Source organism: Paracoccus endophyticus (assembly GCF_003286075.1).
GTDB classification, from domain to species: Bacteria; Pseudomonadota; Alphaproteobacteria; order Rhodobacterales; family Rhodobacteraceae; genus Paracoccus; species Paracoccus endophyticus.
On record NZ_QLUV01000005.1, the window covers coordinates 141,939 to 166,530 of the forward strand.

At 69.7% G+C, this 24,592-nt stretch carries 24 protein-coding genes and 1 tRNA gene; 10 read left to right on the forward strand and 15 right to left on the reverse strand.

From position 1 onward, the window contains the following. Nucleotide 1 precedes the first annotated feature (1 nt). Entirely contained in the window at nucleotides 2-1,606 is a 1,605-nt protein-coding gene (gene ccoN, locus DPQ23_RS08315; RefSeq protein WP_112874235.1) for a cytochrome-c oxidase, cbb3-type subunit I, read from the reverse strand. 189 nt (nucleotides 1,607-1,795) lie between these two features. Here ccoN and DPQ23_RS08320 point away from each other — a divergent pair, with 189 nt between their 5' ends. Continuing rightward, the gene (locus tag DPQ23_RS08320) at nucleotides 1,796-2,635 is read left to right on the forward strand and encodes a universal stress protein (RefSeq protein WP_112874236.1); all 840 of its coding nucleotides are present in this window, start codon (nucleotides 1,796-1,798) and stop codon (nucleotides 2,633-2,635) included. A 33-nt stretch (nucleotides 2,636-2,668) separates the two neighbouring features. On the opposite strand, the gene fnrL is transcribed toward DPQ23_RS08320, so the two are convergent. After that, nucleotides 2,669-3,391 (reverse strand): transcriptional regulator FnrL, encoded by a 723-nt coding sequence (gene fnrL / locus DPQ23_RS08325; protein ID WP_240602591.1) that lies wholly within the window; start codon nucleotides 3,389-3,391, stop codon nucleotides 2,669-2,671. An 81-nt stretch (nucleotides 3,392-3,472) separates the two neighbouring features. Here fnrL and hemN point away from each other — a divergent pair, with 81 nt between their 5' ends. From hemN to bfr, 3 genes are all read left to right on the forward strand, one after another. After that, complete coding sequence (gene hemN, locus DPQ23_RS08330; RefSeq protein WP_112874237.1) at nucleotides 3,473-4,828, forward strand: oxygen-independent coproporphyrinogen III oxidase; 1,356 nt, start codon at nucleotides 3,473-3,475, stop codon at nucleotides 4,826-4,828. A gap of 293 nt (nucleotides 4,829-5,121) precedes the next feature. Beyond that, nucleotides 5,122-5,376 (forward strand): (2Fe-2S)-binding protein, encoded by a 255-nt coding sequence (locus tag DPQ23_RS08340; RefSeq protein ID WP_112874239.1) that lies wholly within the window; start codon nucleotides 5,122-5,124, stop codon nucleotides 5,374-5,376. Between the two features lie 14 nt (nucleotides 5,377-5,390). Further along, on the forward strand, nucleotides 5,391-5,876 hold the full coding sequence (gene bfr / locus DPQ23_RS08345; RefSeq protein ID WP_112874240.1) for a bacterioferritin: 486 nt from the start codon (nucleotides 5,391-5,393) through the stop codon (nucleotides 5,874-5,876). Between the two features lie 463 nt (nucleotides 5,877-6,339). On the opposite strand, the gene DPQ23_RS08355 is transcribed toward bfr, so the two are convergent. Further along, nucleotides 6,340-7,158 carry a sulfotransferase family protein gene (locus DPQ23_RS08355; protein ID WP_112874241.1) on the reverse strand — a complete coding sequence of 273 codons (819 nt, stop codon included), beginning with the start codon at nucleotides 7,156-7,158 and terminating at the stop codon, nucleotides 6,340-6,342. A gap of 146 nt (nucleotides 7,159-7,304) precedes the next feature. Between DPQ23_RS08355 and DPQ23_RS08360 the strand changes: the two genes are divergently transcribed. Continuing rightward, nucleotides 7,305-8,885, forward strand: a complete 1,581-nt coding sequence (locus DPQ23_RS08360) for a DUF5928 domain-containing protein (protein WP_112874304.1) — start codon at nucleotides 7,305-7,307, stop codon at nucleotides 8,883-8,885. Nucleotides 8,886-8,896: 11 nt separating this feature from the next. Then, nucleotides 8,897-9,271, forward strand: coding sequence for an HIT domain-containing protein (locus DPQ23_RS08365; protein WP_112874242.1), 375 nt, complete (start codon nucleotides 8,897-8,899; stop codon nucleotides 9,269-9,271). A gap of 117 nt (nucleotides 9,272-9,388) precedes the next feature. Here DPQ23_RS08365 and DPQ23_RS08370 read toward each other — a convergent pair whose 3' ends face one another. From DPQ23_RS08370 to DPQ23_RS08395, 6 genes are all read right to left on the reverse strand, one after another. Continuing rightward, complete coding sequence (locus DPQ23_RS08370) at nucleotides 9,389-10,354, reverse strand: Bug family tripartite tricarboxylate transporter substrate binding protein (RefSeq protein WP_112874243.1); 966 nt, start codon at nucleotides 10,352-10,354, stop codon at nucleotides 9,389-9,391. 47 nt (nucleotides 10,355-10,401) lie between these two features. Beyond that, nucleotides 10,402-11,910, reverse strand: coding sequence for a tripartite tricarboxylate transporter permease (locus DPQ23_RS08375; protein ID WP_112874244.1), 1,509 nt, complete (start codon nucleotides 11,908-11,910; stop codon nucleotides 10,402-10,404). A 9-nt stretch (nucleotides 11,911-11,919) separates the two neighbouring features. Continuing rightward, complete coding sequence (locus tag DPQ23_RS08380; RefSeq protein WP_112874245.1) at nucleotides 11,920-12,381, reverse strand: tripartite tricarboxylate transporter TctB family protein; 462 nt, start codon at nucleotides 12,379-12,381, stop codon at nucleotides 11,920-11,922. Nucleotides 12,382-12,439: 58 nt separating this feature from the next. After that, a complete protein-coding gene (locus DPQ23_RS08385; protein ID WP_112874246.1) occupies nucleotides 12,440-13,414 on the reverse strand; it encodes a tripartite tricarboxylate transporter substrate-binding protein in 975 nt (324 codons plus the stop codon). Nucleotides 13,415-13,743: 329 nt separating this feature from the next. Beyond that, the gene (locus tag DPQ23_RS08390) at nucleotides 13,744-15,081 is read right to left on the reverse strand and encodes a sensor histidine kinase (RefSeq protein WP_112874247.1); all 1,338 of its coding nucleotides are present in this window, start codon (nucleotides 15,079-15,081) and stop codon (nucleotides 13,744-13,746) included. After that, nucleotides 15,078-15,740 (reverse strand): response regulator transcription factor, encoded by a 663-nt coding sequence (locus tag DPQ23_RS08395; protein ID WP_112874248.1) that lies wholly within the window; start codon nucleotides 15,738-15,740, stop codon nucleotides 15,078-15,080. The genes DPQ23_RS08390 and DPQ23_RS08395 overlap by 4 nt, the downstream gene beginning before the upstream one ends. Nucleotides 15,741-15,898: 158 nt before the next feature. Here DPQ23_RS08395 and DPQ23_RS15410 point away from each other — a divergent pair, with 158 nt between their 5' ends. From DPQ23_RS15410 to DPQ23_RS08410, 3 genes are all read left to right on the forward strand, one after another. Next, complete coding sequence (locus DPQ23_RS15410; protein WP_162630690.1) at nucleotides 15,899-16,378, forward strand: PepSY domain-containing protein; 480 nt, start codon at nucleotides 15,899-15,901, stop codon at nucleotides 16,376-16,378. Nucleotides 16,379-16,435: 57 nt separating this feature from the next. Further along, nucleotides 16,436-16,951, forward strand: a complete 516-nt coding sequence (locus DPQ23_RS08405) for a cytochrome b (RefSeq protein WP_112874249.1) — start codon at nucleotides 16,436-16,438, stop codon at nucleotides 16,949-16,951. 311 nt (nucleotides 16,952-17,262) lie between these two features. Next, nucleotides 17,263-17,631: a rhodanese-like domain-containing protein gene (locus DPQ23_RS08410; RefSeq protein ID WP_112874250.1), complete on the forward strand. Its 369-nt coding sequence runs from the start codon at nucleotides 17,263-17,265 to the stop codon at nucleotides 17,629-17,631. A 593-nt stretch (nucleotides 17,632-18,224) separates the two neighbouring features. Here DPQ23_RS08410 and DPQ23_RS08415 read toward each other — a convergent pair. The 6 genes from DPQ23_RS08415 to DPQ23_RS08440 form a co-directional block, all read right to left on the reverse strand. After that, nucleotides 18,225-18,300 (reverse strand) — tRNA-Phe (locus DPQ23_RS08415). Nucleotides 18,301-18,417: 117 nt separating this feature from the next. Further along, complete coding sequence (locus DPQ23_RS08420; protein WP_112874251.1) at nucleotides 18,418-18,570, reverse strand: DNA gyrase inhibitor YacG; 153 nt, start codon at nucleotides 18,568-18,570, stop codon at nucleotides 18,418-18,420. Next, on the reverse strand, nucleotides 18,567-19,646 hold the full coding sequence (locus DPQ23_RS08425; RefSeq protein WP_112874252.1) for a ribonuclease E/G: 1,080 nt from the start codon (nucleotides 19,644-19,646) through the stop codon (nucleotides 18,567-18,569). Before DPQ23_RS08425 ends, DPQ23_RS08420 begins: the two co-directional genes overlap by 4 nt. Beyond that, nucleotides 19,643-20,215 carry a Maf family protein gene (locus DPQ23_RS08430; RefSeq protein WP_420818574.1) on the reverse strand — a complete coding sequence of 191 codons (573 nt, stop codon included), beginning with the start codon at nucleotides 20,213-20,215 and terminating at the stop codon, nucleotides 19,643-19,645. Before DPQ23_RS08430 ends, DPQ23_RS08425 begins: the two co-directional genes overlap by 4 nt. 19 nt (nucleotides 20,216-20,234) lie before the next feature. Next, the gene (gene infA / locus DPQ23_RS08435; protein WP_036636451.1) at nucleotides 20,235-20,453 is read right to left on the reverse strand and encodes a translation initiation factor IF-1; all 219 of its coding nucleotides are present in this window, start codon (nucleotides 20,451-20,453) and stop codon (nucleotides 20,235-20,237) included. Between the two features lie 125 nt (nucleotides 20,454-20,578). Beyond that, entirely contained in the window at nucleotides 20,579-21,787 is a 1,209-nt protein-coding gene (locus tag DPQ23_RS08440; protein WP_112874254.1) for an acyl-CoA dehydrogenase, read from the reverse strand. 253 nt (nucleotides 21,788-22,040) lie between these two features. Between DPQ23_RS08440 and DPQ23_RS08445 the strand changes: the two genes are divergently transcribed. After that, complete coding sequence (locus DPQ23_RS08445) at nucleotides 22,041-24,590, forward strand: OmpA family protein (RefSeq protein ID WP_112874255.1); 2,550 nt, start codon at nucleotides 22,041-22,043, stop codon at nucleotides 24,588-24,590. The last annotated feature ends 2 nt before the right edge of the window (nucleotides 24,591-24,592 follow it).

The window sequence follows — 24,592 nt, forward strand, 5'->3', positions numbered from 1 at the left end:
CTTATTCGGCCGGCACGGCGACGCGGGTTTCGGCGATGCGGGGCTGACGGGCCACCGTGGCCCACAGGTTCCAGCACATCACCAGCGCCCCGGCCAGGAAGAACACCCCGCCCAGCGTGCGCACGACCAGCATCGGATACTTGGCGATCACGGTGTCGGCGAAGGCGTTGACCAGGAAGCCCTGGCTGTCCACCTCGCGCCACATCAGGCCCTCCATGATGCCCGACACCCACATCGACGAGGCGTAGAGCACCAGCCCGATGGTCGCGAGCCAGAAGTGCCAGCTGACCGCGGACAGCGAATACAGCCGTTCACGCCCCCACAGCCGCGGGGTCAGGTAATACAGCGCGCCGAAGGTGATCATCCCGTTCCAGCCCAGCGCGCCGGAATGGACGTGGCCGATGGTCCAGTCGGTGTAGTGCGACAGCGAGTTCACGGCCTTGATCGACATCATCGGCCCCTCGAACGTGGCCATGCCGTAAAAGCCGACGGCGACGACCATCATCCGCAGGATCGGGTCGGTCCGCAGCTTGTCCCAGGCCCCCGACAGCGTCATCAGCCCGTTGATCATGCCGCCCCAGGACGGCATCCACAGCATGATCGAGAACACCATGCCCAGGGTCGCCGCCCATTCCGGCAGCGCGGTATAGTGCAGGTGGTGGGGACCCGCCCAGATGTACATGAAGATCAGCGCCCAGAAGTGGATGATCGACAGCTTGTAGCTGTAGACCGGACGCTCTGCCTGCTTGGGGATGAAGTAGTACATCATGCCCAGGAAGCCCGCGGTCAGGAAGAAGCCCACCGCGTTGTGGCCGTACCACCACTGGGTCATCGCGTCCTGCACGCCCGCGAACAGCACCACCGACTTGGACCCGAAGATGCTGACCGGCACCGCCAGGTTGTTGACGACGTGCAGCATCGCGATGGTGACGATGAAGGACAGATAGAACCAGTTGGCCACATAGATGTGGGGTTCGCGCCGGCGCATGACCGTGCCCAGATAGACCGCCAGATAGGCCACCCAGACGATCGTCAGCCACCAGTCGACGTACCATTCCGGCTCGGCGTATTCCTTGGAATGGGTGGCGCCCAGGATATAGCCGCTGGCCGCGAGCACGATGAACAGGTTGTAGCCCCAGAACACGAACCAGGCCAGGTTCCCGCCCCACAGCCGCGTCGCGCAGGATCGCTGCACGACATAGAACGACGTGGCGATCAGCGCGTTGCCGCCAAAGGCGAAGATCACGGCCGAGGTGTGCAGCGGCCGCAGCTTGCCGAAGTTCAGGTATCCCTGCGCCACGTCCGAAAAGTTCAGGACCGGCCAGGCCAGCTGCGCGGCGATGATAACGCCCACCAGAAAGCCGACGACGCCCCAGCCTGCCGTGGCGATCACGCCCGCGCGCACCACGCCATCGAGGTATTCGTTGCGGTTGGGGGCCAGGCGGACGCCCTCCATCCTCCGCAGCACCCACATGAAGGTGAGGCCGGCAGCCAGCATCACCGTCAGGGCATTGACCATATAGGCCAGATCGCGCGCATAGTTGGCGGCGATTGCGGCGAACACCGCAATCGCGCCCAGCGCGATCAGCTTCAAGCTATCCCACATCTGACTTGTCCTTATATCCTGACGGCCCCCGAATCGCGCAGGCGCGCCGCGTCGGCTGTCTCAGGCGCGTGCTTAGTCCGGCAACAGTTGACGATACATTGATCTGGGTCAACAAATCTGGCGCGACCTGCGGCGTAAGGTCATACCTGCGGCACCCGCGCGGATGCTGCCCCTGAGGAGAGTGCAGACATGGGCTACAAGACCATCCTGACCGTCGTCACCCAACCGGGTCAGACCGAGCAGATCGACGCCGCGGTGGCGTTGGCGCGGCGCGAGGACGCGCATCTGGAGGTCTTCCTTCTGGGCGTCGATCACACCCAGACCGGCTATTACTATGCCGGCGCATCGGCCTATGTCTTTCAGGAATCGATCGATCGCGCGATGGCAGCCGCCGGGGCACTGGAAACCGAGGTGCGCGAGCGCCTGGCCCGCGAGGAGATCCGCTGGTCGGCCGAAAGCGCCGTGGCGCAGATGGGGGGCGTGTCGGGCCTGATCGGGTCGCGCGCGCGCTTTGCCGACATCGCGGTGCAGGGCCGCCCTTACGGCGAAGGCGCGGCGGCGGACGCCGAGGCGGTGGTCGAGGCCGAGATGTTCGAGGGCTGCTGCCCGGTCCTGATCCTGCCCGGCAAGTCCGATGCGATCAAGACCATGGGCCGGCACATCCTGATCGCCTGGAACCAGGCCGACGAGGCGATGGCCGCCGTGCGCCGCGCCCTGCCGATGCTGAAGGCCGCCGAGCGGGTCGAGATCGCGGTCGTGGACCCCTCGCCCCACTCCAGCGAAGGTTCGGACCCGGGCGGCGCGCTGTGCCAGATGCTGACGCGCCACGGGGTCAGGGCGGAAATCGCGGTGCTGGCCAAGACCCTGCCCACCGTGACCGAGGTGCTGAACCGCCGCGCGACCGAGATCGGCGCCGACATGATCGTGATGGGCGCCTACGGCCATTCCCGCTTCCGCGAGGCGATCCTGGGGGGCGCCACCCGCTATATGCTGGAACGGGCGACGCTGCCGGTCCTGATGGCGCGCTGAGCGTGCGGCCGATGGCCGCAGGCCCCCTGGGCGTCAGCTCAGCGGGCCGCCATCGGCGTCGTCGCCGCTTTCGGCCACCAGCCGGCTGAAATCCGGGACGATGACATGGCGCTTGCCCTCAAGCTCGATCACGCCGTCGCGCTTGAGGGCCGAGATCTGCCGGCTGACGGTTTCCAGCGTCAGCCCCAGGTAATCGGCCATCGCCTCACGGGTCAGCGGCAGGGTGATCGCCGTGCGGCCGGAGGGCGCGTCCTGCCGCAGCGCCGTCTCGCGCCGGACCAGGATCGCCAGGAACGAGGCGATCTTCTCGCGCGCCGACTTGCGGCCCAGCAGCAGCAGCCACTCGCGCGCCGCGTCCAGTTCGTCCAGCGTCATGTCCAGCAGCCGCGCGGCGATGCGCGGGGTGCGCGCCATCAGCGCCTCGAACGGGCGACGGCGGAAACAGCACAGCAGCAGGTCGGACGTGGCCGTCACGGTATACGCGGCCGTCCCCCGGCCCGGGCGGCCGAGGAAGTCCGACGGCAGCAGCAGGCCCACCATCTGGGTGCGCCCGTCCTCCATCGTCTGGGTCAGGCTGGCCACGCCCGACACGACCGAGGCGACGAAATCCATCCGCTCGCCCGACAGCACCACCGTCTGTCCCGCGTCATAGCGACGATAGTATTTCGTGGATTCCAGCTGGTCGAGGTCGTCGGCCTCGCATGTGGCGCAGACCGCCCGATAGCGGATCGGGCAGGCTGCGCACGCGACCTGCAACGGGTGCGCGGCGCAGTCGTGCTGGATTGTCTTGATCAAGGTCAATGTGGGTCCGCGCCTTTCGGTGTCCAAGCTAGGGCCATGGAACAGGAATCGCAACTCACCCGGCTGGGGCTGTTTGACGCGCGCGTGCCGCGATACACCAGCTATCCCACCGCCCCGCATTTCAAGCCCGTCGTCACGAGCGCCGATTTTACCCGCTGGGTGCAGGCGGTGCCCGCGGGGGGCGCCATCTCGCTGTACATGCACGTGCCGTTCTGCCGACGGCTGTGCTGGTTCTGCGCCTGCCGCACGCAGGGCACGCAGTCGGACGCGCCCGTGCGCGCCTATGCCGACATCCTGCTGGCGGAACTCGAGCTGCTGAAGGCGAACCTTGCCCCCGGCGTGCGCCTGTCGCGGCTGCACTGGGGCGGCGGCACGCCCACGCTGATGCCGCCCGACATGATGCGGCGCGTGGCGGGGGCGGTCTTCGACGCCTTTCCGCTGGCCGAGGGCGCCGAGTTCTCGGTCGAGATCGACCCCAACGAGATCGACGAGGCGCGCATGGACGCGCTGGCCGAATCGGGGCTGACCCGCGCCAGCATCGGGGTGCAGGACTTCGACCCCGAGATCCAGAAGACCATCGGCCGCGACCAGAGCTTCGAGATCACGGCCGAGGCGGTGCGCATGATCCGCGCCCGCGGCATCGCCAGCCTGAACGCCGATATCCTGTATGGCCTGCCCCACCAGACGCCGCAGCGGATCGCCGAGTCGATCCAGAAGCTGATGGCGCTGTCGCCCGACCGGATCGCGCTTTACGGCTATGCCCATGTGCCGTGGATGGCCAAGCGCCAGGTGATGATCCCCGACGCGGCGCTGCCCGACGCGCAAGCCCGCCTGCGGCTGTTCGAGGTGGCCCGCGACCTGCTGGTCGCCGACGGCTATGACGAGATCGGCATCGACCATTTCGCCCGCCCCGGCGACGGGCTGGCCGTGGCGCAAAAGGCCGGGCTGCTGCGGCGCAATTTCCAGGGCTATACCGACGACCAGGCGCAGGTGCTGGTCGGCATGGGGGCCTCGTCGATCTCTCGCTTTCCGCAGGGCTATGCCCAGAACGCCCCCGCGACCGGCGCCCATGTCAAGGCGATCCGCGAGGGCCGCTTCTCGACCACGCGCGGCCATGTGTTCACGCCCGAGGACATCTGGCGGGCGCGCATGATCGAGGCGCTGATGTGCGACTTCGAGATCAGGGCCGACGAGTTCATCCGCGACCATGGCTTCACGCCCGCCACGCTGGCGGCGGTGTTCGCCCCCGTCCAGGCGCAGTTCGGCGACATGGTGGCGGTGGGCCCCGGCGGTCTGTCGATCCCGGAACGCGGCCGGCCGCTGACCCGGATGATCGCGCGGATGTTCGACGGCTACGAGATGGAGGCGAAGGGCCACTCTCCGGCGATCTGACCGCCGGGCAGACGGGCTACGATTCACGCTTTACTCGGCAAATCGTTTTTGTCAGGAAAGCGGGGAAGGGGGAGATCCCATGGCGCGCACGACTCGACTGGTTCCCGCTCGGCCCGCTGCCCTGCGCCTGACCGCCGCGCGAGCTGAAGACCGCCGTGGATCCCCTGGTGGCCGGCCCGTCCGGGGCCGGCAGACGCAATCCATCGAGCGCGCGGTCGAGGCGCTGGGGCTGAAGGCCATCGCCTTCGGGGGGTCCGACAACCCCGACGCGGTTTTTCAGTAAGGGCACCGCCATGATCGTTTGCCACTGCACCCAGATCACGGATGTCGAGATCCGCGCCGCCGTCGGCTGGATGCGGGCCGCCGATCCTGATACGATCGTGACACCCGGCAAGATCTATCACGCCCTTGGCAGGCGTGCGGATTGCGGCGGGTGCATGAAACTTTTTGTCGCGACGATGCGGACCGCGGACGGGTTCGCGGTCGAGGCGGACCCGCGGGCGGTGCCGGCGGTGCTGCGTGGCCTTCGCCATCGGGCGGCGAGCTGAACGAAAGGGCGACCATGAAGGGTGATTCCAAGGTCATTGAGTATCTGAATGCCGCGCTGCGGTCGGAACTGACGGCGGTCAGCCAGTACTGGCTGCACTATCGCCTGCAGGAAGACTGGGGATACGGCCGCATCGCCGACAAGTCGCGCGCCGAGTCCATCGAGGAGATGAACCACGCCGACCGGCTGATCCAGCGGATCATCTTCCTGGAAGGTCATCCGAACCTGCAAAAGCTGGATCCGCTGCGCATCGGCCAGACCATCCGCGAGACGATGGAGGCCGACCTGGCCGGCGAGCACGATGCCCGCACCCTGTACCTGGAGGCGCGCCAATACTGCGCGTCGGTCAACGACCAGGTGTCCAAGGCGCTGTTCGATGACCTGATCGCCGACGAGGAAGGCCACATCGATTTCCTGGAAACCCAGCTGTCCCTGCACGACCAGCTTGGCGCGCAGAACTATGGCCTGCTGAACGCAAAGCCGTCCGACAAGGCCGAATGACGGCCCACCCGGTCGCGTCCTGGCGCGACCGGGGGTGCAAGTCCTGTCCGGCCGGCTGCCCCGGTCTGCGACCTGACCCGTTGTAACGGTGTGCCCTGCCGCCACGACTGTCACGGTGCCATGAGCGCCCTTCCCCGTCCTGCCGCCAGCCTGCTGGCCCTCTGCCTCGGCACGGCCGATCCGGTGCCGCTGAGGGGCCTTGCGTCCGGGCAAAGACCGCCAAGCCTGTGCCCCTGCCTCGACGAGGACGCCTTCGCCATGCAGGGCTATGCCGGGTCGATTGCCGCGGGCGCGGACAGGCGCATCGTCGTGACCTCGCCGGGCGGCGGGGTGGCAATCATTTTGCCGCGGACGGCGCCCACCACGCGACGCTGCGCCGCCCCGACCTGTGCGGAGCCTACGGGCGCGTCACGACACGGCGTGGGACAGCCACCGGGTCGCACTGGAGCGCCCTGCGCGACCGTCAGCGGCCCAGCTTGGCGTGCACCTCGTCCAGGTCGACCGGACCCTTGGGCATCTTGTTGTCGGGGTCGTCGAAATCATAGCGGAACAGCTGGAAATCCTTCTTGTAGATTTCCCAGATCAGATGCCGCGACAGGTCGTCGAAATACTCGCTGACCTTGTGGGCGCGCCTGGGGCCGTGACCCTCGGATTCGTTGAACCGGGGCACCGCGCTCACGTCCACGGTGACGGGCGTGTCGGCGGCATCCAGCACCGCCTGCATCCCCTCGTTGAACCTTTCGGTGAAAAAGATCTGGTCGTACCGCCCGCCGTTCGCGATGAAGGTCGCGACATGGCCCGACATGGCCGACCAGTGGATGTCCGGCTCCATCGGGCGGCGCCAGCGGATGGTGTCGCGCGCAAACAGCAGGAACCGCCGGAACGAGGCGATCTGGTCGAAGTCGAAGCCGTTTTCGGGGCTGCCCACGTCCACGCCGTAGCGCTGCATCAGCTGCGGCACCATGTTGCCGCGATAGCGCTTGCCGTTGCGCTGCACGCCCGCGATCTTGTCGAAGAACGACGACAGGATGCGCGCATACGGGTTGCGGACGCAGGTGAAGGTCACGGGCCTGCCGGCACGGACGGCCTGCTCGATCAGGGGCTGGCTGCTGTCCTGGTTCCACTTGTGCAGGCCTTCGGTGGCATCGTGGATGTCGCCGTCGAAATACCGCCCGTGATCGGCATAGAACATGATCTGCCCGATGGTCGAGCAGGCGCATTTGGGCACGACCCGATAGGCCAGGCTTTCGCTTTCGGTCATCCAGGTGCCGGGAAATCCCATGCATCGCCCCTCTGTGCGGGGCGCGCGTCCCTGGCTTGCCCCTCCGGTGAAAATCGTTATGGACACAAATCAAATCGCCGGCCGGGATTCAACGGGGCCACGCAAGATAATGCGCCGCGATGGCGTTCGGCGACCTGAGAGGGACGATGGCCCGGATCGCGTTCATCCTTCTGTGTCACAAGGACCCAAAGGGCGTGATCGCCCAGGCCCGGCGGCTGACGGAATCGGGCGATTACGTCGCGATCCATTTCGACGCCCGCGCGCGTCAGGCCGACTTCGACGCGATCCGCCGGGCGCTGGACAGCAACCCCGGCGTCACCTTTGCGGCGCGTCGGGTGAAATGCGGCTGGGGGGAGTGGTCGCTGGTCGCCGCCACGCTGGAGGCGGTGCGCGCCGCGGTGCAGGCGTTTCCCGCGGCCACGCATTTCTATATGCTGTCGGGCGACTGCATGCCGATCAAGTCCGCGGCCTATGCCCATGATTTCCTTGACGCGAATGACTTGGACTATATCGAGACCTTCGACTTTTTCGAAAGCGACTGGATCAAGACCGGTTTCAAGGAAGAACGGCTGACCTATCGCCACTGGTTCAACGAACGCACCCGCAAGTGGCTGTTCTACACGACCTATGAACTGCAACGGCGGCTGCGGCTGACCCGCCGCGTGCCCGACGACATCCAGGTGATGATCGGGTCGCAGTGGTGGTGCCTGCGCCGCCAGACCATCGAGAAGGTTCTGGCGTTCTGCGACGAGCGGCGCGACGTGATGCGGTTCTTTGCCACGACGTGGATTCCCGACGAGACGTTCTTCCAGACGGTCGTGCCCCATGTCGTGCCGCGCCGGCAGATCCGGTCGCGGACGCTGACGCTGCTGATGTTCACCGACTATGGGATGCCGGTGACGTTCTACAACGATCATTACGACCTGCTGCTGGGGCAGGATTACCTGTTCGCCCGCAAGATCAGCGCCGAGGCGATCGCCCTGCGCCAGCGGCTGGGCGCGCTGTGGCAGAACGACGAGACGGTGTTCTCGATCTCGAACGAGGCGGGCGGATTGTTCCGCTTCCTGACCCAGCGCGGCCGGGTGGGGCGCCGGTTCGGTCAACGCTTCTGGGAAACCGAGGGCAGCCTGGGGCGAGGCCGCACGCTGCTGATGATCGTGGCCAAGAAATGGCACGTCGCCAAGCGGCTGACCGCGGCGATCCGGGCCCAGACGGACGTTCCCGCCGTGGACTATCTGTTCAACGAACGCGATGCGGCGCTGCCCGACATGGGCGGCATCGAGACGACGCTGGAAAAGCGCGAACGCCACCGTCGCGCGCTGGTCAAGATGCTGTTCGACCAGTTCCAGACGGATTGCGTGGCGATCTGCCTCGATCCCGCCGCGCTGGGGCTGATCCAGGACTTCGTGGACGACAAGGCCGAGGCGCGGGTGCTGCTGATCGAATCCGCCTTCGACGACGACTATGTCCGCGGCCACATCGGGCGCGTGGGCCTTGCCGGGGCGGGCAGCCCGCCCGGCGTCGTGGACCGGCTTGTTCCTGCCGTGCGCAGCGACCTGGAACACGAGGCCGACCGCCTGCGCGACCTGGACCTGCCCGGGATGGAGACGATCGCCCCCTGGGCCGGGGTCGAGCGGAACGCCGCCGCCCTGCAGCGTTTCCTCGGCCTGATCGACGGCGACACCGCCCGCCGACTGGCCGAGACTCCGCATCTGTTCGCCGACTGAAAGGACCCGCCATGACCTATGACGACACCAACGTCTTCGCCCGGATGCTGCGGGGCGAGATCCCGACCGACACGGTCGCGGAAAGCGACCACGCGCTGGCCTTTCGCGACATCCGCCCGCAGGCGCCGGTGCATGTGCTGGTGATCCCGCGCGGGCGCTATGTCAGCTATGACGATTTCGCCGCCAACGCCACCGATGCCGAGATCGTGGATTTCAACCGGCTGGTCGCGCGCGTCTGCCAGGCCGAGGGGCTGACACTGGCCGCAGGCGGCAAGGGCTTTCGCGCCATCACCAACGCGGGCGAGCATGGCGTGCAGGAGGTGCCGCATTTCCACCTGCACCTGCTGGGCGGCCGCACCATCGGCCGGATGGTCGCCCGCGACTGAACCGCGCGGGCAAGGGGCACCGCCCGATCAGGCAGCGCCGCATGATCCTTGCCCCGAGGGGGCACACCCGGCGGCGGTCCGGTCATCACGGCTGGGTGGCAGCCGGGTGCCCTGCCCTCAATCCAGGCTGACGTTGGCCTTGGTGACGACGGGCGCCCATTTCTCCATCTCGGCCTTGACATGCGCGCCCAGCTCCTCGGGGGTCGAGGCGACGATGGTGGCCGAGAACTCGGCCATGCGCGCGGCCACGGCGGGATCGGCCATGGCGGCCCGTGCGGCGGCGGCCAGCGCCTCGATCGCCTCGGGCGGGGTGGCCGCGGGCGCAAACAGCGCGTTCCAGCTGTAGGTCTCGTAGCCCGGCAGCGTGTCCGCGATGGCCGGCACGTCGGGGAAGGACGGCGCGCGCTCGGTCGTGGTCACGCCCAGCGCCCGCAGCTTGCCGCTGGCGATGTGCCCCGAGGCCGAGGGCAGGTTGTCGAAGATGATCGGCACCTGGTTGCCCAGAACATCCGTCAGCGCCGGACCCGACCCCTTGTAGGGGATATGCGTGATGTCCACGCCCGCCATCGACTTGAACAGCTCGCCCGACAGATGCAGCGGCGTTCCGTTCCCCGACGAGGCATAGGCCAGCGGTTCCTTTTTCGCCAGGTCGATCAGCTCCTGCACGGTGGTGACCGGCAGTTCGGGGTTCACCGCCAGCACGTTGGGCACCAGCACCAGCAGCGAGACGGGCGCAAAGTCGGCGACGGGGTCATAGGGCTTCTGTTTCAGGATCAGGGGGTTCAGCGCGTGGGTGGCGACAGTGCCCATCAGGATCGTATACCCGTCAGGCTCGGCCTGCGCGACCTGCTGGGCGCCCAGGCTGCCGCCCGCGCCGCCCACGTTCTGAACCACGACCTGCTGGCCCAGCGCCTGCGCCATCCGCTCGGCCACGATGCGGCCGACGACATCGGTGGACCCGCCGGCGGCAAAGGGGATCACCAGGGTGACGGCGCGGTCCGGAAACGCGGCCGCGGCCGCGCCGGCCAGGCCCAGGCTGAACGCGGCGCCCAGCAGGATGCGGCGGGTAAGGGTCATCGTCATTCGGTATCCTCCGGTCGGTTTCGTCGGTGCGGCGGGGGTGGCGCGTGTCACGCGTCGGTTTCGGTGAAGACCTCGTCCCGGCGCTTGCGGATCTGCGGCAGGAAGACCAGCGCCAGAACGGCCAGCGAGGCCAGCAGCAGCCCCAGGCTGATCGGGCGGGTGACGAAGGTGGTGGGATCGCCCCGCGACAGGATCATGGCGCGGCGCAGGTTCTCCTCGAGCAGCGGCCCGAGGACAAAGCCCAGCAGCAGGGGCGCAGGCTCGCAGCGCAGCTTGGACAGGACGTATCCCAGCAGCCCGAAGAACGCGACGGCGAACAGGTCATAGGGGTTCGAGGCGACCGAATAGACCCCGATCGAACACATCGCCATGATGATCGGGAACAGCACGAAATAGGGCACGGTCAGCAATTTGACCCACAAGCCGATCAGCGGCAGGTTCAGCACGACCAGCATCAGGTTGCCGATCCACATCGACGCCACGATGCCCCAGAACAGTTCGGGCTGCTCGGTGACGACATTCGGACCCGGCACGATCCCCTGGATGATCATCGCGCCGATCATCAGCGCCATGACAGGGTTCGCCGGGATGCCCAGCGTCAGCAGCGGGATGAAGCTGGTCTGCGCGCCGGCGTTGTTGGCGCTTTCGGGGCCGGCCACGCCCGCCAGGGCGCCATGCCCGAACTCCTCGGGGGTGCGCGACAGCTTCTTCTCGACCGTATAGGACGCAAAGCTGGCCAGGATCGCGCCGCCGCCCGGCAGGATGCCCAGCACCGACCCGATGCCGGTGCCGCGCAGGATCGGACCGATCATCGCGCGCAGTTCCTCGCGCGTGGGGAACAGGCGGTTGATGGTGCGGGTCATCACCTCGCGGTCGTGCTCGTCCTCGAGGTTGCGAAGGATCTCGGCGATGCCGAAGACGCCGACCGCCACCGCGACAAAGTTCAGCCCGTCCGAGAACTGGGTGATCCCCATCGTGAAGCGCGGCGCCCCGGTGTAGATGTCGGTGCCCACAAGGCCCAGCAGCAGGCCCAGGACGACCATGCCCAGCGCCTTCAGCACCGATCCATGGGCCAGCGCCACCGACATCACCAGGCCCATGACCATCAGGCTGAAATACTCGGCCGCGCCGAATTTCAGTGCGACGGCGGTCAGCGGCGGGGCGAAGATCGCCACCAGAAAGGTCGCCACCGTGCCGGCAAAGAACGACCCGATCGCGGCCGTCGCCAGCGCCGTGCCCGCCCGGCCCTTGCGCGCCATCTGATAGCCGTCGATGGCGGTCACGGCCGACGAGCTTTCGCCCGGCATGTTGATCAGGATCGCCGTGGTCGAGCCGCCATACTGCGCGCCATAGTAGATGCCCGCCAGCATGATCAGCGAGCTGACGGGTTCCAGCTGGAAGGTGATCGGCAGCAGCATGGCGATGGTGGCCGTCGCGCCGATGCCCGGCAGCACGCCGATCAGCGTGCCCAGGATGACGCCGATCAGGCAGAACGCAAGGTTCGCCAGCGACGTGGCGACGCCGAAGCCCAGGGCAAGGTTGCTCAGCAGGTCCATGTCATCCCCTCAGAACGGCAGCCACGGGCCAAAGCGGCGGAACGGCAGGCCCAGCCCATAGCTGAAGACCAGCGTGGCCAGGATCGTCACCGCCACCGACAGCGCCAGGGCCGGCAGCGGGCGCATGCGGACCGACGCCTGCGACGCGATCAGCGTGGTGACGAACAGCGCCGGCACGAACCCCAGGCCGCGCACGGTCAGGCCGAAAAACACCGGGGCGGGCAGGATGAACATCATGCCCCGCCATGCGATCTGCCCCAGGGGTTCGCCCTCGCGCCCGAAGGCCTTGATCAGGACCACCAGCCCGATCACGACCAGCAGGGCCGACAGCACCAGGGGGAAATAGCCGGGCCCCATCCGCAGCGATGTGCCCAGCTCCAGCCCCAGGGCCTGCCAGCCGAAGAAGACCCCGGTCGCCATCAGGAAAAGGCCGGCGATCAGGTCGGTGTTGTCCCGCGGTGGAGTGGACATGGGCTTCCCTTTGCTCGGAACGGTCCCGCCGCCCCCTTGGACGGCGGGACGGGGTCGGTCAGTCGGCGTAGACGCCAGCGGCCTCGATCACCGGCTTCCAGCGGGCGATCTCGGATTCCAGCTTGGCCTTCAGCGCCTCGGGCGTGGCGCTGTCGGCCGGGACGGGGGTGGTGCCCAGTTCCGCCATCGCCGTTACGACGCCCTCGTCGGCCAGCGCCTTCTGCAGGGATTGCGACAGGCGCTGGTTGATCTCGGCGGGTGTGCCGCGCGGGGTATAGATGCCGTGCCAGATGCCGAACTGCATCGTGTCCACACCCGCCTCCTTGGCGGTGGGCAGGTCCGGGAACAGCGCCAGCCTTTCCGGCGAGGTGACGGCATAGGCCTTGATCGTGCCGGCCTTGATCTGCTGGGCGGTGTTGGTCGTCTGGTCGCACATGATGTCCACCTGCCCGCCCAGCAGGTCGGTCATCGCGGGTCCGGTGCCCTTGTAGGGCACGGTGACAAGCGGCGCCTCGAGCGCCTGCATCAGCAGCATGCCGCACAGGTGCGACGCCGCCCCGATGCCGGCGTTGGCCATCGTCAGCTTGTCGGCGTTGGCCTTGACGTAGGTGACGAAGGCGGGGAAATCCGACGGCTCGAAGTCCTTGCGCGCGGTCACCACCATCGGAACCTCGGTGACGAGGCCCACATAGTCGAAGGCGTCCAGCGTCTCGTAGGCCAGGTTGCGATACAGCGTCTCGGCCGTCGCCATGCCGATGTGATGCAGCAGCAGCGTATAGCCGTCTGCCTCGGCCTTGGCGACGTTGCCGGCGCCCAGCGTGCCCCCTGCCCCGCCGATGTTCTCGACGGTGATCTGCTGGCCCAGGTCGGCCGACATGCGTTCGGCCACCAGCCGCGCGACGGTGTCCGTCGGCCCGCCCGCCGAGAACGGCACGACCATCGTGATCGCGCGTTCGGGATAGTCCTGCGCGAAAGCGGGCGCGGTCAGCATCGATGCGGCGCACAGGGCGCCGAGCAGTCGGGAAATAGGCATGTCTCCTCCGAATCTTGCCAGCACGGCAGACCGCGTTCGACGCACCGCCGTGACATGACGGTAAAGCGAGGCCGGCCCGTCACACAAACGCATTCTGCCATTCGTGCGCATCGGCGGTTCGGTGGCGGCTGTCCGGGGGGATGGCAAACCGCGCGCCTGCAAGCCGCCCTGGCGACCCGTGTCCCGACCGACGCCGGGATCGAGCGCACCGACATGCGGATCATGCCCCTATCCTCAGGACCCCGCGGCCGCCGCCCCGGCGTCACCGCACGGCCCATGCGCAACCGGATCGCAGGGCGCGAGAGACATCCCGCACCGCCCTGCCGATCCTACGACACCCTTGCGCTGCCCGTCGAAAACCTTGCCTCGAACCCGTCTGCCTGCCCGCTCGCGGGCGAGATCAGGTCGAGCCGCCCGCCCGCGCCCGCAGCGATCGCCTTGACGATGGCCAGCCCCAGCCCGCTGCCCTCGGCGTCGGTCGGACCGCGCTCGAACGGGCGCGACAGCCGCCCCAGCAGGTCGGGGGGCACCGCCGGGCCGGCGTTCACCATGCGCAGCACGCCCCCGGCCGACAGCGAAACCCGGACCGGCGTGCCCCTGTCGCCGTGGCGCAGCGCATTCTCGATCAGGTTGCGGGCGGCGATCGCAAAGGCGTCGGGGTCGATCAGGGCGGGCACGCCTGTTCCCGGCAGCGTCAGGTCGATCCGGTCGGCCTCGCTGCGGTTCATGTCGGCCACCAGCATGCGCAGGATGGGGACAAGATCGACCGAGGCCTCGGCCTGCACCCGCCCGCCCTCGGCGCGGGCAAGCTGCATCAGCTTTTCCGACAGCCGCGCCAGCCGCTGCAAGGCCGCCTCGACCTCGCGGGCGCGGGCGCGGGTGGCGTCGTCCGGGGCCTCGAGGATCAGGCGCTGCACCTGCGCCAGCGCGCCCGCGACCGGCGTGCGCAGCTCATGGGCGGAGTTGGCGGTAAAGCTGCGCTCGGCCTGAAGCGTCCGGCGCAGGCGGTCGAGCAGGTGGTTCACCGCCTGCGCGTTCGGGCGGAACTCGGACGGCAGGCCGCCTGCGGGGATCGGGGACAGATCGCCCCCGCCGCGCGCCTCGATGCCGTGCCGGAATTGCCGGATGGGCGCCATGGCGGCGCGCACCGCGGCCCAGACGCCCAGCAGGCTGGCGGGGACGATCAGCGCCAGTGGCAGCACCAGCCCGATCAGCGCGCCGCGCGCCACATGCCGGCGATGGGCCAGCGGCTCGGCCACCGAAACAGTGATCGTGCCCCGAAGGGCCGCGTCGGAATAGATGCGGTGCGTCGGGGTGCTGGCGAACCCCAGGCCCGAAAAGGGGGGAAAGACCGCCGGATCCGCGCGATGGGAATGCAGCAGCACCTCGCCTTGCGCATTTCGCACGACATAGGTGAAGTGCTCGTCATGCTCGCGCAGCGTGGGCACGCCCTGGCTGGGGCTGTCGTCCTGGTCGCGGCCAAGGATGTCGCGCACCGCCAGGGGCAGCAGGCGCTGGCCGGCCTCCTCAAGCGCGCTGTCGAAGACCTTGTTCATCTCGGCGCTCAGATGCCCGGCCGTCAGCGCCGCGGCCAGCGTCCACAGCAGCACGGCCCCGATCGTCAGCCACAGCGACAGCCGCCCCTGAAGGCTCCCCGGCCCCCTCATCCCCCGTCGCCCAGGCGATAGCCCAGTCCGCGCACGGTCTCGAGCACGCCGGCGCCCAGCTTCTTGCGCAGGCGGCTGACGTGGACCTCGATCGTGTTGCTCTCGACCTCGGCGCCAAAGGCATAGAGCCGGTCTTCCAGCTGCGCCTTCGAGATCACCTGGCCGGGGCGCTGCACGAAGGCCTCGAACAGCGCCCATTCCCGGGCCGTCAGGTCCACCCGCCGGCCCGCGCGCAGCACGGTTCGGGCGGCCAGGTCGATTTGCAGATCGCCCAGGTCCACCAGCGGATTGGGGTTGCCGCTGTAGCGCCGGGCGACGGCCGCGAGCCGCGCCGACAGTTCGGCCAGGTCGAAGGGCTTGGTCAGATAGTCGTCGGCGCCCGCGTTCAACCCCTCGATCCGGTCCGAGATCTGGTCGAGCGCGGTCAGGATGATCACCGGCGTCACGTCGCCGCGCCGGCGCAGCGTGCGCAGAAAGGCGATGCCGCGCCCGTCGGGCAGCATCAGGTCCAGCAGGACCAGGTCATAGGCCGCCGCATCCAGGTGCTCGGCCGCACGGTCGAGCCGGCCCACCCAGTCGGCCGAATGCCCCTCGGCGGCGATGTGGTCGCGCACCGCCGCGCCCAGGATGGTGTCGTCCTCGATCAGAAGGATCCGCATGAAGTCCCCGCCCCGATGCCGCTGCCTGTCCTGGACCTGTCGCCGCCCACCCTGTCGGCAGCCTGACGGCCGGATGCCGCGCCCTTCAGCTTGCCGTCAGGAACGGGTGCCATCCATCGGGGCAGAGGATGCCTGAACGATGACAGGGGGCAAATGCGATGAAAAGGCACATGCTGCTGGGGGTTCTGCTTGCCGCCCTTGGGGCGGCGGGCGTGGCCCATGCCGACGAGGATGACTGCCAGGTGCCGATGGAACGCTGGCAGCCGCGCGAGGCGGTGCAGCGGGCGATCGAGGCGCGCGGCTGGCAGGTCGGCCGGATCAGGATCGACGATGGCTGCTACGAGATCCGCGGGACCGACGCGCAGGGGGCCGGGTTCAGGGCCACGCTCGACCCCGGGACGCTGGAGGTCGTCGAGATCAGGCGCAGGGATCGCGAAGGCGACGACCGCCGCGACGAGGATGATGACGACGATGACGACGACGGGCGCGAGGGCGGGCGCCAGCGCCAGGACGGGCAGGACGCCCCCCGCGCGCCCCTGCCCCCCGGATCGGCCCCGCCCCCCGGATCGGCCCCGCCCGTGGCACTGCCGCCGCCCGGCGGCCTGATGGGCGCCCCGCCCGCCGCCGTCGTGAGATGAGCCCGCGGGCCTTGCCGCCCGCGACCCGGACCCTTCAGTCAAGCAGGAACCTGCACCATGCCGCAAACGATCGCCCGCCATCCGAAAGCCCTCGTCGCCATCCACTGGGTCACGGCCGCCGCCGTGCTGGGCGCCTGGGCCAGTGCCGAGGGCGGCCGCGCAGTCGTCCAGAACCCGCCGCTTGTGCATTTCACCCTCGGCCTCGCGGTGCTGGTCCTCGTGCTGCCGCGCCTCGTCTTGCGCCTGAGGGGCGGCGGAGCGCAGGCGGATTCCCAGTTCCGCCCGCTGGCGGCGGCGACCGCGGCGGGGCACGGGTTGCTTTATGCCCTGCTGATCGCGCTGCCCCTTACCGGCTGGTATGCCGCCTCGCAGATGGGGGTGGGGGTGCAGGTCCTCGGCCTCGACCTGCCCGCCCTGGCCGCACCCGTGCAGGGGCGGCCGGGCGCGATCGCCGAGTTCCACGAAAGCGCCGGCAGCCTGATCCTGGTCCTGGCCGGGCTGCATGCGCTGATGGCGCTGTGGCACCAGTTCGTCCTGCGCGACGGCACCCTGCGCCGCATGAGCCTGCGCTGAGGTCCGCGCGCCCGCCCCCGCCACTGGCCCGGCCCGCGACGGCCGGGCCTTTTTCGTTGCGGGCGGCACGCTGACGCAGCCGTGCCGGCCGGTTCAGCCCCCGTCAGCGACAGCGCGCGCAGTCGCCTCATCCGAGTCTGGACGATCTCGTCCATGGAAAGGGACGACGGCTGCTGCGAGTTCACCGTGACCGACACGGGCGGCGATGCCAGCGAGGCCATGCCGTCGCCGTTCATCACCACAAGGGTCAGATTGTGGTAGACTGCGCTTCAAGGGCCGAAAGACGGCCTGTGCACGCAGGAGGTTCGATCATGGCACGAACAGCGGCAGACATGGTGGCCGATGCCAAGGGCAAGGTGCGCTCGATCACGCCCGAAGAGGTCGCGCGGATGGACGACGTTCTCGTGGTGGACGTCCGGGACGAGCCGGAGGTCGCCGCCAGCGGCAAGGTGCGCGGCGCGGTGCATGTCCCTAGGGGCATGCTGGAGTTTCGGGCAGACCCGTCCAGCACCTACCACGACCCGCGCTTCGATCCGGCGAAGACCGTCGTTCTCTACTGTGCCTCCGGGGGGCGCTCGGCCCTCGCGGGGGTCGCCCTTCAGGAGCTGGGCTACAGCGAGGTGCGGAACATGGGCGGGTTCAAGGACTGGGCCGACAAGGGCCTGCCCCTCGACACCTGAGGCCGACGGCGCGGGCCGGGTCGCCCGCTGCCCGGCTTGAGGCCGGTCGGTCACGCCTGGGCAGGACCGCCCATCGGACGAGGGGCTTGGCAACGGGGGGTGCGCCGCGGGCAGCGTGGGACAGGCCCGGTCGGCCGGGATCATATACGCGCCTCGCCCGTTATCGGGAGGGCCTTGCGGGTCAAGTCCAATGAGCAAAGCCCTGCGGGCCCCTTGGCCCTGGGTCATGCGGCACCGGGGGTTGAATTCGCCCCCTGTCCCGCGTCCGTCCTTGCCGCCGGGACCGCCCGCCTGCGCTGGCCGTGGTTCCTGCACACCCGCAACGCTGGGAGGATGGGCGCCCCGCGACAAGGCAGAGGGCGTTGGCCAGCCGCGCCGCCGCGAAACTTGCCTGTCGGTCAGAAAAAAGCCCGGATCGGCGCTCAGCCTGCCCCGTGTCGGCCCCGCCGATGCAGCGCGCTTCTGCGAATTATGCCCGCAGTGAAGCTCCGAGCATCCCCGGCAGCCGGGGCGATCCTGTTCCGCATGAACAAGGGACGAAGCGGACGGCAAGACCGACAGCGCCCATCATTCTGACTGACAACGAGTTATAATGGTGCCCGGAGGCGGATTCGAACCACCGACACGCGGATTTTCAATCCGCTGCTCTACCAACTGAGCTATCCGGGCGCCGTCGCGGCGTTTCGCCGGCGGGTGTGGGGTGATTAGACAAGCGCGCGGGGACTGTCCAGACCGAAAATCGCCGCACCGCCCTGGGGCGGCAGGGGCGCGCGCAAGGCCCCGACCTCAACGCTCCTCAGTCGGGGCCTCGGGGGCGGGGTCGCCGGGGATGGCATAGTCGCCGCGCAGCCAGCGGGCCAGGTCCACGTCGGCGCAGCGGCGCGAACAGAACGGGCGGTACTGCGGGTCCCTGGGCTTGCCGCAGATGGGGCAGCTCATGCGTCCTCCTCCAGCGATGCGGCCAGGCGCGCGATGGCCCCCAGGGGCGCGCGGTCGCGCTTGCGGCTCAACTCGTAAAGCCCCATCGCCGTCCAGCCGACCAGCGTGGTCTCGGTCCCGTCGGCGCGGAAGGCGGCGCGCAGCGCCTGATCCAGCGTGCCGCGGTCGCGTTTGGGAATCGGGGCGAAATCGACCACCACCTGCCCGCCCAGTCCCCGCAAGCGAAGCTGGCGCGGCAGGTCGCGGGCCAGCGTGATGTTGGCCTTCAGGGCGGCCGCCGCCGAAGTGTCGCGGCCGGTGTTCACATCCACCGCAACCATCGCCCGCGTCGGCTCGATCACGGCAAAGCCGCCATCGGGCAGGGCGAACTCGGGGTCCAGCAGCGCCTCGACCGCGTCGGTGACGCCGTGGCTGTCGAACGCGCCCGGCGTCTCGTCGATGTCGTCGGGGGCCGGGTCGGCCCAGTCGATCCACGCGGCCCGCCAGGGCATCTCGGCATCGACGAGCAGCTCTGGCCGGCCGGCGCGGTCGCCCATGACCTGCACGGCCATCTCGGCCAGCGAGATCAGCTCGTCGCGGACCAGCCCGTCCTCGTCATGCTCGGCGGCCGTGCGGATCACCAGCCCCAGATCGTCGGGCGCCCCGGCCGTGGCCAGGGCCTCGGTCCCCAGCGCGATCAGCCGCTCGCGGCTGCCCTCGTCGCGGATGCGGCGCGAGACGTTGACGCCGGGCGCACCCGGGGTCGCGATGCCGGTCTGGCCGCGGAACAGCACGCGCTGGGTCACGGGGATGGCCTTGCCGTCCTCGGCCACGCCGCTCACCTGGACGATCAGGCTCGCGCCTTCGGACAGGCCGCGGGCCTCGCGCAGGAACCCGCGCTCGCCCTCGGGCAGGCGCAGGAAGACGCCCCCCTGCCCCTTGACCAGCCGGTCCACGACCGCCCGGCAGATCGCGCCCGGCGGCAGCGGCGTCAGCGCGGTCAGGTCCAGCAGCAGATCCTCGATCCGGCCGTCCACCATCAGCGCGGCGGCCTCGCGGCCCCACAGGTGGCCCAGGATGACCTGTCGTCCCTTCATGGCGTTCCCCCGATGCCGCCCCTGATCCCGGCGGCGGCCAGCAGCGTGGCGGTTTCGGCCAGCGGCAGGCCGACGACGGCGGTGAACGAGCCCTGCATCCACGGCGCGAACGCCGCAGCAGGCCCCTGGATGCCATAGCCGCCGGCCTTGCCGCGCCAGTCGCCGCCGGCCACATAGGCGGCGATCTCGGCCCCTGTCAGGGGGCGGAACCGCACGACGGTCTCGACCAGCCGGTGCCGGGCGACGGCGCCCTGCGCGACAGTGACGGCGGTCATCACGCGGTGGCGGCGCCCCGACAACAGGCGCAGGAAGGCCGTGGCCTCGGCGTGGTCCGCAGGCTTGCCCAGGATGCGGCGACCGGCCACGACGACCGTATCGGCCGCCAGCACCACGCCCGGCTGCGACGCGGCCACGGCCGCGGCCTTTTCGGCGGCCATGCGGCGGGCGTAATCGCGCGCGTCCTCGGCCCGGCGGGGGGTTTCGTCGATGTCTGCGGCATGCACGGCGTCGGGGACGATCCCGATCTGCGCCAGCAGCTCCAGCCGCCGCGGGCTGGCCGAGGCCAGCACAAGCCGCGGCCGTCCGACCTTACTTGAAGCGGTAATTGATCCGCCCCTTGGACAGGTCATAGGTGTTCATCTCGACCTGCACCTTGTCGCCGGCCAGAACCCGGATGCGGTTCTTGCGCATCTTGCCTGCCATATGCGCGATGATCTCATGGCCGTTTTCGAGCTCGACCCTGAACGTCGCATTGGGCAAGAGTTCCTTCACGACGCCGGGGAATTCGAGCATCTCTTCCTTGGCCATGGTCTCTCCTGATTGCGGCCCGCCAGACACGGGCGGATGCCATATGCGGCGGATCGCGGCCATTTTCAAGGGCCAAGTCGCCGGGGCGGGCGCGTCGCCCGCCCGGCCCGGACAGGCGGGGTCGGTCAATAGAAGGCCTGCAACCCGGTGATCGCGCGCCCGATGATCAGGGCGTGGACGTCATGCGTCCCCTCATAGGTGTTCACCGTCTCCAGGTTGGCGGCGTGGCGCATGACCTGATACTCCTCGCTGATGCCGTTGCCGCCGTGCATGTCGCGGGCCCAGCGCGCGATCTCCAGCGCCTTGCCGCAGTTGTTGCGCTTGATGATCGAGATCATCTCGGGCGCGGCCTGCGCCTCGTCCATCAGCCGCCCGACCCGCAGGCTGGCCTGGAGCCCCAGCGAAATCTCTGTGACCATGTTGGCCAGCTTCAGCTGGAACAACTGGGTCTGGGCCAGCGGGCGGCGGAACTGATGGCGGTCCAGCCCGTACTGGCGCGCCGCGTGCAGGCAGAACTCGGCCGCCCCCATGACGCCCCACGAGATGCCATAGCGGGCGCGGTTGAGGCAGCCGAAAGGACCCTTCAGCCCCTCGACGTTCGGCAGCAGCGCGTCCTCGCCCACCGCGACGTCCTGCATCACGATCTCGCCGGTGATCGAGGCGCGCAGGGACAGCTTGCCCTCGATCTTCGGCGCCGACAGGCCGGGCGTGCCCTTGTCCAGCACGAAGCCCCGGATCTTGCCCCCGTGCGCGTCCGATTTCGCCCAGACGACGAACACATCCGCGATCGGGCTGTTCGAGATCCACATCTTGGACCCGTTCAGCACATAGCCGTCGGCCGTCTTGCGCGCGGTCGTCTTCATGCCCGCCGGGTCGGACCCCGCGTCGGGTTCCGTCAGGCCAAAGCAGCCGATCCATTCGCCGGACGCCAGCCGGGGCAGATACTTGCGCCGCTGGTCTTCGGACCCGTAGGCGTGGATGGGATACATCACCAGGCTGGACTGCACCGACATCATCGAGCGATAGCCCGAATCCACCCGCTCGACCTCGCGCGCGATCAGGCCATAGGCCACATAGGAGCCGCCCAAGCCCCCGTATTCCTCGGGGATGGTGACGCCCAGAAGGCCCATCTCGCCCATCTCGCGAAAGATCGCGGGGTCGGTGCGCTCGTCGCGATAGGCGGCGATCACGCGGGGGGCCAGCCGGTCCTGGGCATAGCTGCGGGCGCCGTCGCGCAGCATCCGTTCGTCCTCGGACAGCTGGTCGTCCAGCCGGAACGGGTCTTCCCAGTCGAAGCGGTTCAGATCGGGGGCATCCTTGGGTTTCAGCGCCATGCGCGCGTCCTTTCGCCGGTGTCCCGACTGCATACGACCCTGGGGGGCGCGTGACAATGCGGGCAGGGTTGGCACCGCGGCAACCGCGTCAGGGCCGTGCGATCACGCGCCGCTCACAAGGGTTTGGGGAACGTCCCGGCCGTTTTGTGGTTCTGTGACGATGATCCCCGCGCCGCCGCCGTGGCCGGACCGATGACGCAACGAACGCGGACGGCCTGAACGGGCCCGCCCCGCGACCACGCAAGGAGCCACCATGCGCCGCATCCTGACCCAGACGACCGCCATTGTCCTGTGCCTCGGCCTTGGCATGCCGCAGGTCGCGACCGCCCAGACGCTGCTGCCGGCCGACAAGGCGGCCCAGCTGGCCGGGCAGCGCGCCAAGACCATGCCGCGACTGGCCAGGGCGCTGGCGGCCGAACTGGAGGGCGGGCTGACGACGGACGATCTGCGCTGCGAAGGGAGCGCGCCCCGTCCCTGCCCGGATGGCACGTCGCTGTTCACCCCCGGTGGCCTGGCGGTCGATGTCGGCGAGGACGGCACGATCCTGCTGGCGCCCAGGGCACGGCAGGCGGGGGGCCGCGGGCAACAGGCGGACATCGTGCTGGCACAGGCAGGGGGCGAGCCCGTTGTCGTGCCTGATGCGGCCGAAGCCGGGGCCGAGGCTGCCGCAGCCTCCGAGGCCGAGGCGGGGAATGCCGGCGGCGGGGACGGAAAGGCAGCCCAAGCCGAACGGCGCGCCGCCAAGGAGGCTGAGCGGGCCGAGCGAAAGGCGGCCAAGCAGGCCGAACGGCAGGCCGCGAAAGAGGCCGCCGCCAAGGACGACCGCCGCGCGGCCGAGCAGGCGGCCGATGCCGAACGTGCGGCCGCCGAGCAGGCAGCAGCCAAGCAAGCGGCCGAGCAGGCGGACGCCGACCGCCGCGCGGCACGGCAGGCGGCGCGGGCCGAACGGCAGGCCGCCGCCCAAGCCGAGGCCGAGGCCGAGGCCGCGAAAGCCGAAGCCGCTGCCCGGGACGGCGCGGACGATGGCGCGCGCGCGGCGGACCTTCCGCCGCCCGCCGATCCGCAGCGGGACGCGCCGTCCGCCGCGCGTTCCGACGAGATCCCGCCCCCCGCGGGCGATGCGCCTGTGGTCGGCCGTTCGGCCGATCTGCCCCCGCCCGCAGAGGACAAGGGCCGCGCCAAGGACAAGGACCGCGCCCAGGACAAGGGCCGGGCCGCAGAGGCTGCCGACCGGCCCGCGGACGATGCGACGCCGGATGCCGCGGCGCTGGCCGAGGCGCTGGGCCGCCAGGACGACGCGGCCCCGCCGACCAAGGCGCCGGTCGTCGTCACCCCCGAGCGGGCGCGTGCCGCCAAGGCCCCGCCCGAGGCCGCGCCGGGCCAGGACCCTGTCGTCGCAGACCCCGAGGGCCGCGCCGACCGGGCCAAGCCCCCGCGGGGCGGGCGTGAAACCCCCGACCGTGACGCGCCGGTCGTGACCGCCGCCCCCGAGGGCGGGAACGGCGACCAGTCCGCCGACGCGCTGGCCCGGGCCCTTGAGGACGCGCAGGCCGCCCCCGAGGCGAGGGCCCGGGAAACCGAGGCCTCGCGCGAGGCCGCTGCGGCCCGGCCGGGCCCCGCGGCGGCGGCACTGGCCGAGGCGGCCGCCCCGGTCGCCTCGTCCGAAAAGCGGACCGTCACCAAGGAAACCAGCCGCCAGGCGACCGAGGATTTCGCCACCGACCTCAGCGGCAAGGTGCGGCCCGGGGTGCAGGCAAGGGACGTTCCCGCGACCCCGGACGCGCCGCCCGGCGCGGTCGTGGTCGAGGGCGGGCAGGACCGCCCCGGTGGCGTGGTGGTGACCCCGTCAGTCCGCGGCGAGGCCCCCGTCGTCGCGGGCGAGAACGCCGTGGCCGACAACGGGGACGACGACGACGATCTGGTCCGCGACATCGCCCGCATCGGCCTGCCGATCCTGGCGGGCCTGGTCGCCGGGCAGATGCTGTCCAACAACCGCGAGGTGGCGCTGAACACCGGCGACCGCGTCGTGGTGGAACGCTCCGACGGCAGCTATGAGCTGATCAAGGACGACAACGCGCTGCTGGCCCGCCCCGGATCGACGGTGCAGACCGAGGAATACGCCGACGGCTCGACCCGCACCATCGTCACGCGCGAGGATGGCAGCCAGGTCGTCACCATCCGCGACGCCGACCTGCGGATCCTGCGCCGCACGCTGGTCTATCCCGACGGCAGCACGACGGCGCTGATCGACGACACCGCGCAGGTGCAGCCGGTGGTCGTGTCGGACCTGCCCGCCCCCGCGCGGCCGATCGCCGTCACGCCGGGCGAGACCCTGTCCGAGGAGGCCCTGCGCGAGGCGCTGCGCCGAGAGGTCGAGGTGGACCGCAGCTTTACCCTCGGCCAGATCCGCGCCATCCCCGAGGTGCGTGCGCTGGTGGCCCCCGTGGACATCCAGGCCATCACCTTCGAGACGGGGTCGGCCGCGATCAAGCCCGACCAGGCGCAGCAACTGGCGACGCTGGGCCGCGTCATCGCCGACAGCGTCCGCCAGAACCCGCGCGAGATGTTCCTGATCGAGGGGCACACCGACGCGGTCGGCTCGGCCGTGTCGAACCTGGCGCTGTCGGACCGGCGCGCGGAGTCGGTGGCGCTTGCGCTGACCGAGTTCTTCGACGTGCCGCCCGAGAACATGGTCGTGCAGGGCTATGGCGAGCAGTTCCTGAAGATCCCGCAAGAGGGCGACATCCGCGCCAACCGCCGCGCGGCGGTGCGCCGGATCACGGATCTGCTGGCGCGCAACTGACG

What these genes read in the sequence shown, in the direction of transcription:
- DPQ23_RS08385 (WP_112874246.1), bottom strand. Translation starts at nt 13,414, where the DNA reads ATGCCTATTTCCCGACTGCTCGGCGCCCTGTGCGCCGCATCGATGCTG.
- DPQ23_RS15410 (WP_162630690.1), top strand. Translation starts at nt 15,899, where the DNA reads ATGAAAAGGCACATGCTGCTGGGGGTTCTGCTTGCCGCCCTTGGGGCG.
- DPQ23_RS08410 (WP_112874250.1), top strand. Translation starts at nt 17,263, where the DNA reads ATGGCACGAACAGCGGCAGACATGGTGGCCGATGCCAAGGGCAAGGTG.
- DPQ23_RS08360 (WP_112874304.1), top strand. Translation starts at nt 7,305, where the DNA reads ATGGCCCGGATCGCGTTCATCCTTCTGTGTCACAAGGACCCAAAGGGC.
- ccoN (WP_112874235.1), bottom strand. Translation starts at nt 1,606, where the DNA reads ATGTGGGATAGCTTGAAGCTGATCGCGCTGGGCGCGATTGCGGTGTTC.
- DPQ23_RS08425 (WP_112874252.1), bottom strand. Translation starts at nt 19,646, where the DNA reads ATGAAGGGACGACAGGTCATCCTGGGCCACCTGTGGGGCCGCGAGGCC.
- DPQ23_RS08440 (WP_112874254.1), bottom strand. Translation starts at nt 21,787, where the DNA reads ATGGCGCTGAAACCCAAGGATGCCCCCGATCTGAACCGCTTCGACTGG.
- DPQ23_RS08395 (WP_112874248.1), bottom strand. Translation starts at nt 15,740, where the DNA reads ATGCGGATCCTTCTGATCGAGGACGACACCATCCTGGGCGCGGCGGTG.
- DPQ23_RS08365 (WP_112874242.1), top strand. Translation starts at nt 8,897, where the DNA reads ATGACCTATGACGACACCAACGTCTTCGCCCGGATGCTGCGGGGCGAG.
- DPQ23_RS08340 (WP_112874239.1), top strand. Translation starts at nt 5,122, where the DNA reads ATGATCGTTTGCCACTGCACCCAGATCACGGATGTCGAGATCCGCGCC.
- infA (WP_036636451.1), bottom strand. Translation starts at nt 20,453, where the DNA reads ATGGCCAAGGAAGAGATGCTCGAATTCCCCGGCGTCGTGAAGGAACTC.
- DPQ23_RS08355 (WP_112874241.1), bottom strand. Translation starts at nt 7,158, where the DNA reads ATGGGATTTCCCGGCACCTGGATGACCGAAAGCGAAAGCCTGGCCTAT.
- bfr (WP_112874240.1), top strand. Translation starts at nt 5,391, where the DNA reads ATGAAGGGTGATTCCAAGGTCATTGAGTATCTGAATGCCGCGCTGCGG.
- DPQ23_RS08370 (WP_112874243.1), bottom strand. Translation starts at nt 10,354, where the DNA reads ATGACGATGACCCTTACCCGCCGCATCCTGCTGGGCGCCGCGTTCAGC.
- DPQ23_RS08405 (WP_112874249.1), top strand. Translation starts at nt 16,436, where the DNA reads ATGCCGCAAACGATCGCCCGCCATCCGAAAGCCCTCGTCGCCATCCAC.
- hemN (WP_112874237.1), top strand. Translation starts at nt 3,473, where the DNA reads ATGGAACAGGAATCGCAACTCACCCGGCTGGGGCTGTTTGACGCGCGC.
- DPQ23_RS08380 (WP_112874245.1), bottom strand. Translation starts at nt 12,381, where the DNA reads ATGTCCACTCCACCGCGGGACAACACCGACCTGATCGCCGGCCTTTTC.
- DPQ23_RS08375 (WP_112874244.1), bottom strand. Translation starts at nt 11,910, where the DNA reads ATGGACCTGCTGAGCAACCTTGCCCTGGGCTTCGGCGTCGCCACGTCG.
- DPQ23_RS08445 (WP_112874255.1), top strand. Translation starts at nt 22,041, where the DNA reads ATGCGCCGCATCCTGACCCAGACGACCGCCATTGTCCTGTGCCTCGGC.
- DPQ23_RS08390 (WP_112874247.1), bottom strand. Translation starts at nt 15,081, where the DNA reads ATGAGGGGGCCGGGGAGCCTTCAGGGGCGGCTGTCGCTGTGGCTGACG.
- DPQ23_RS08420 (WP_112874251.1), bottom strand. Translation starts at nt 18,570, where the DNA reads ATGAGCTGCCCCATCTGCGGCAAGCCCAGGGACCCGCAGTACCGCCCG.
- DPQ23_RS08320 (WP_112874236.1), top strand. Translation starts at nt 1,796, where the DNA reads ATGGGCTACAAGACCATCCTGACCGTCGTCACCCAACCGGGTCAGACC.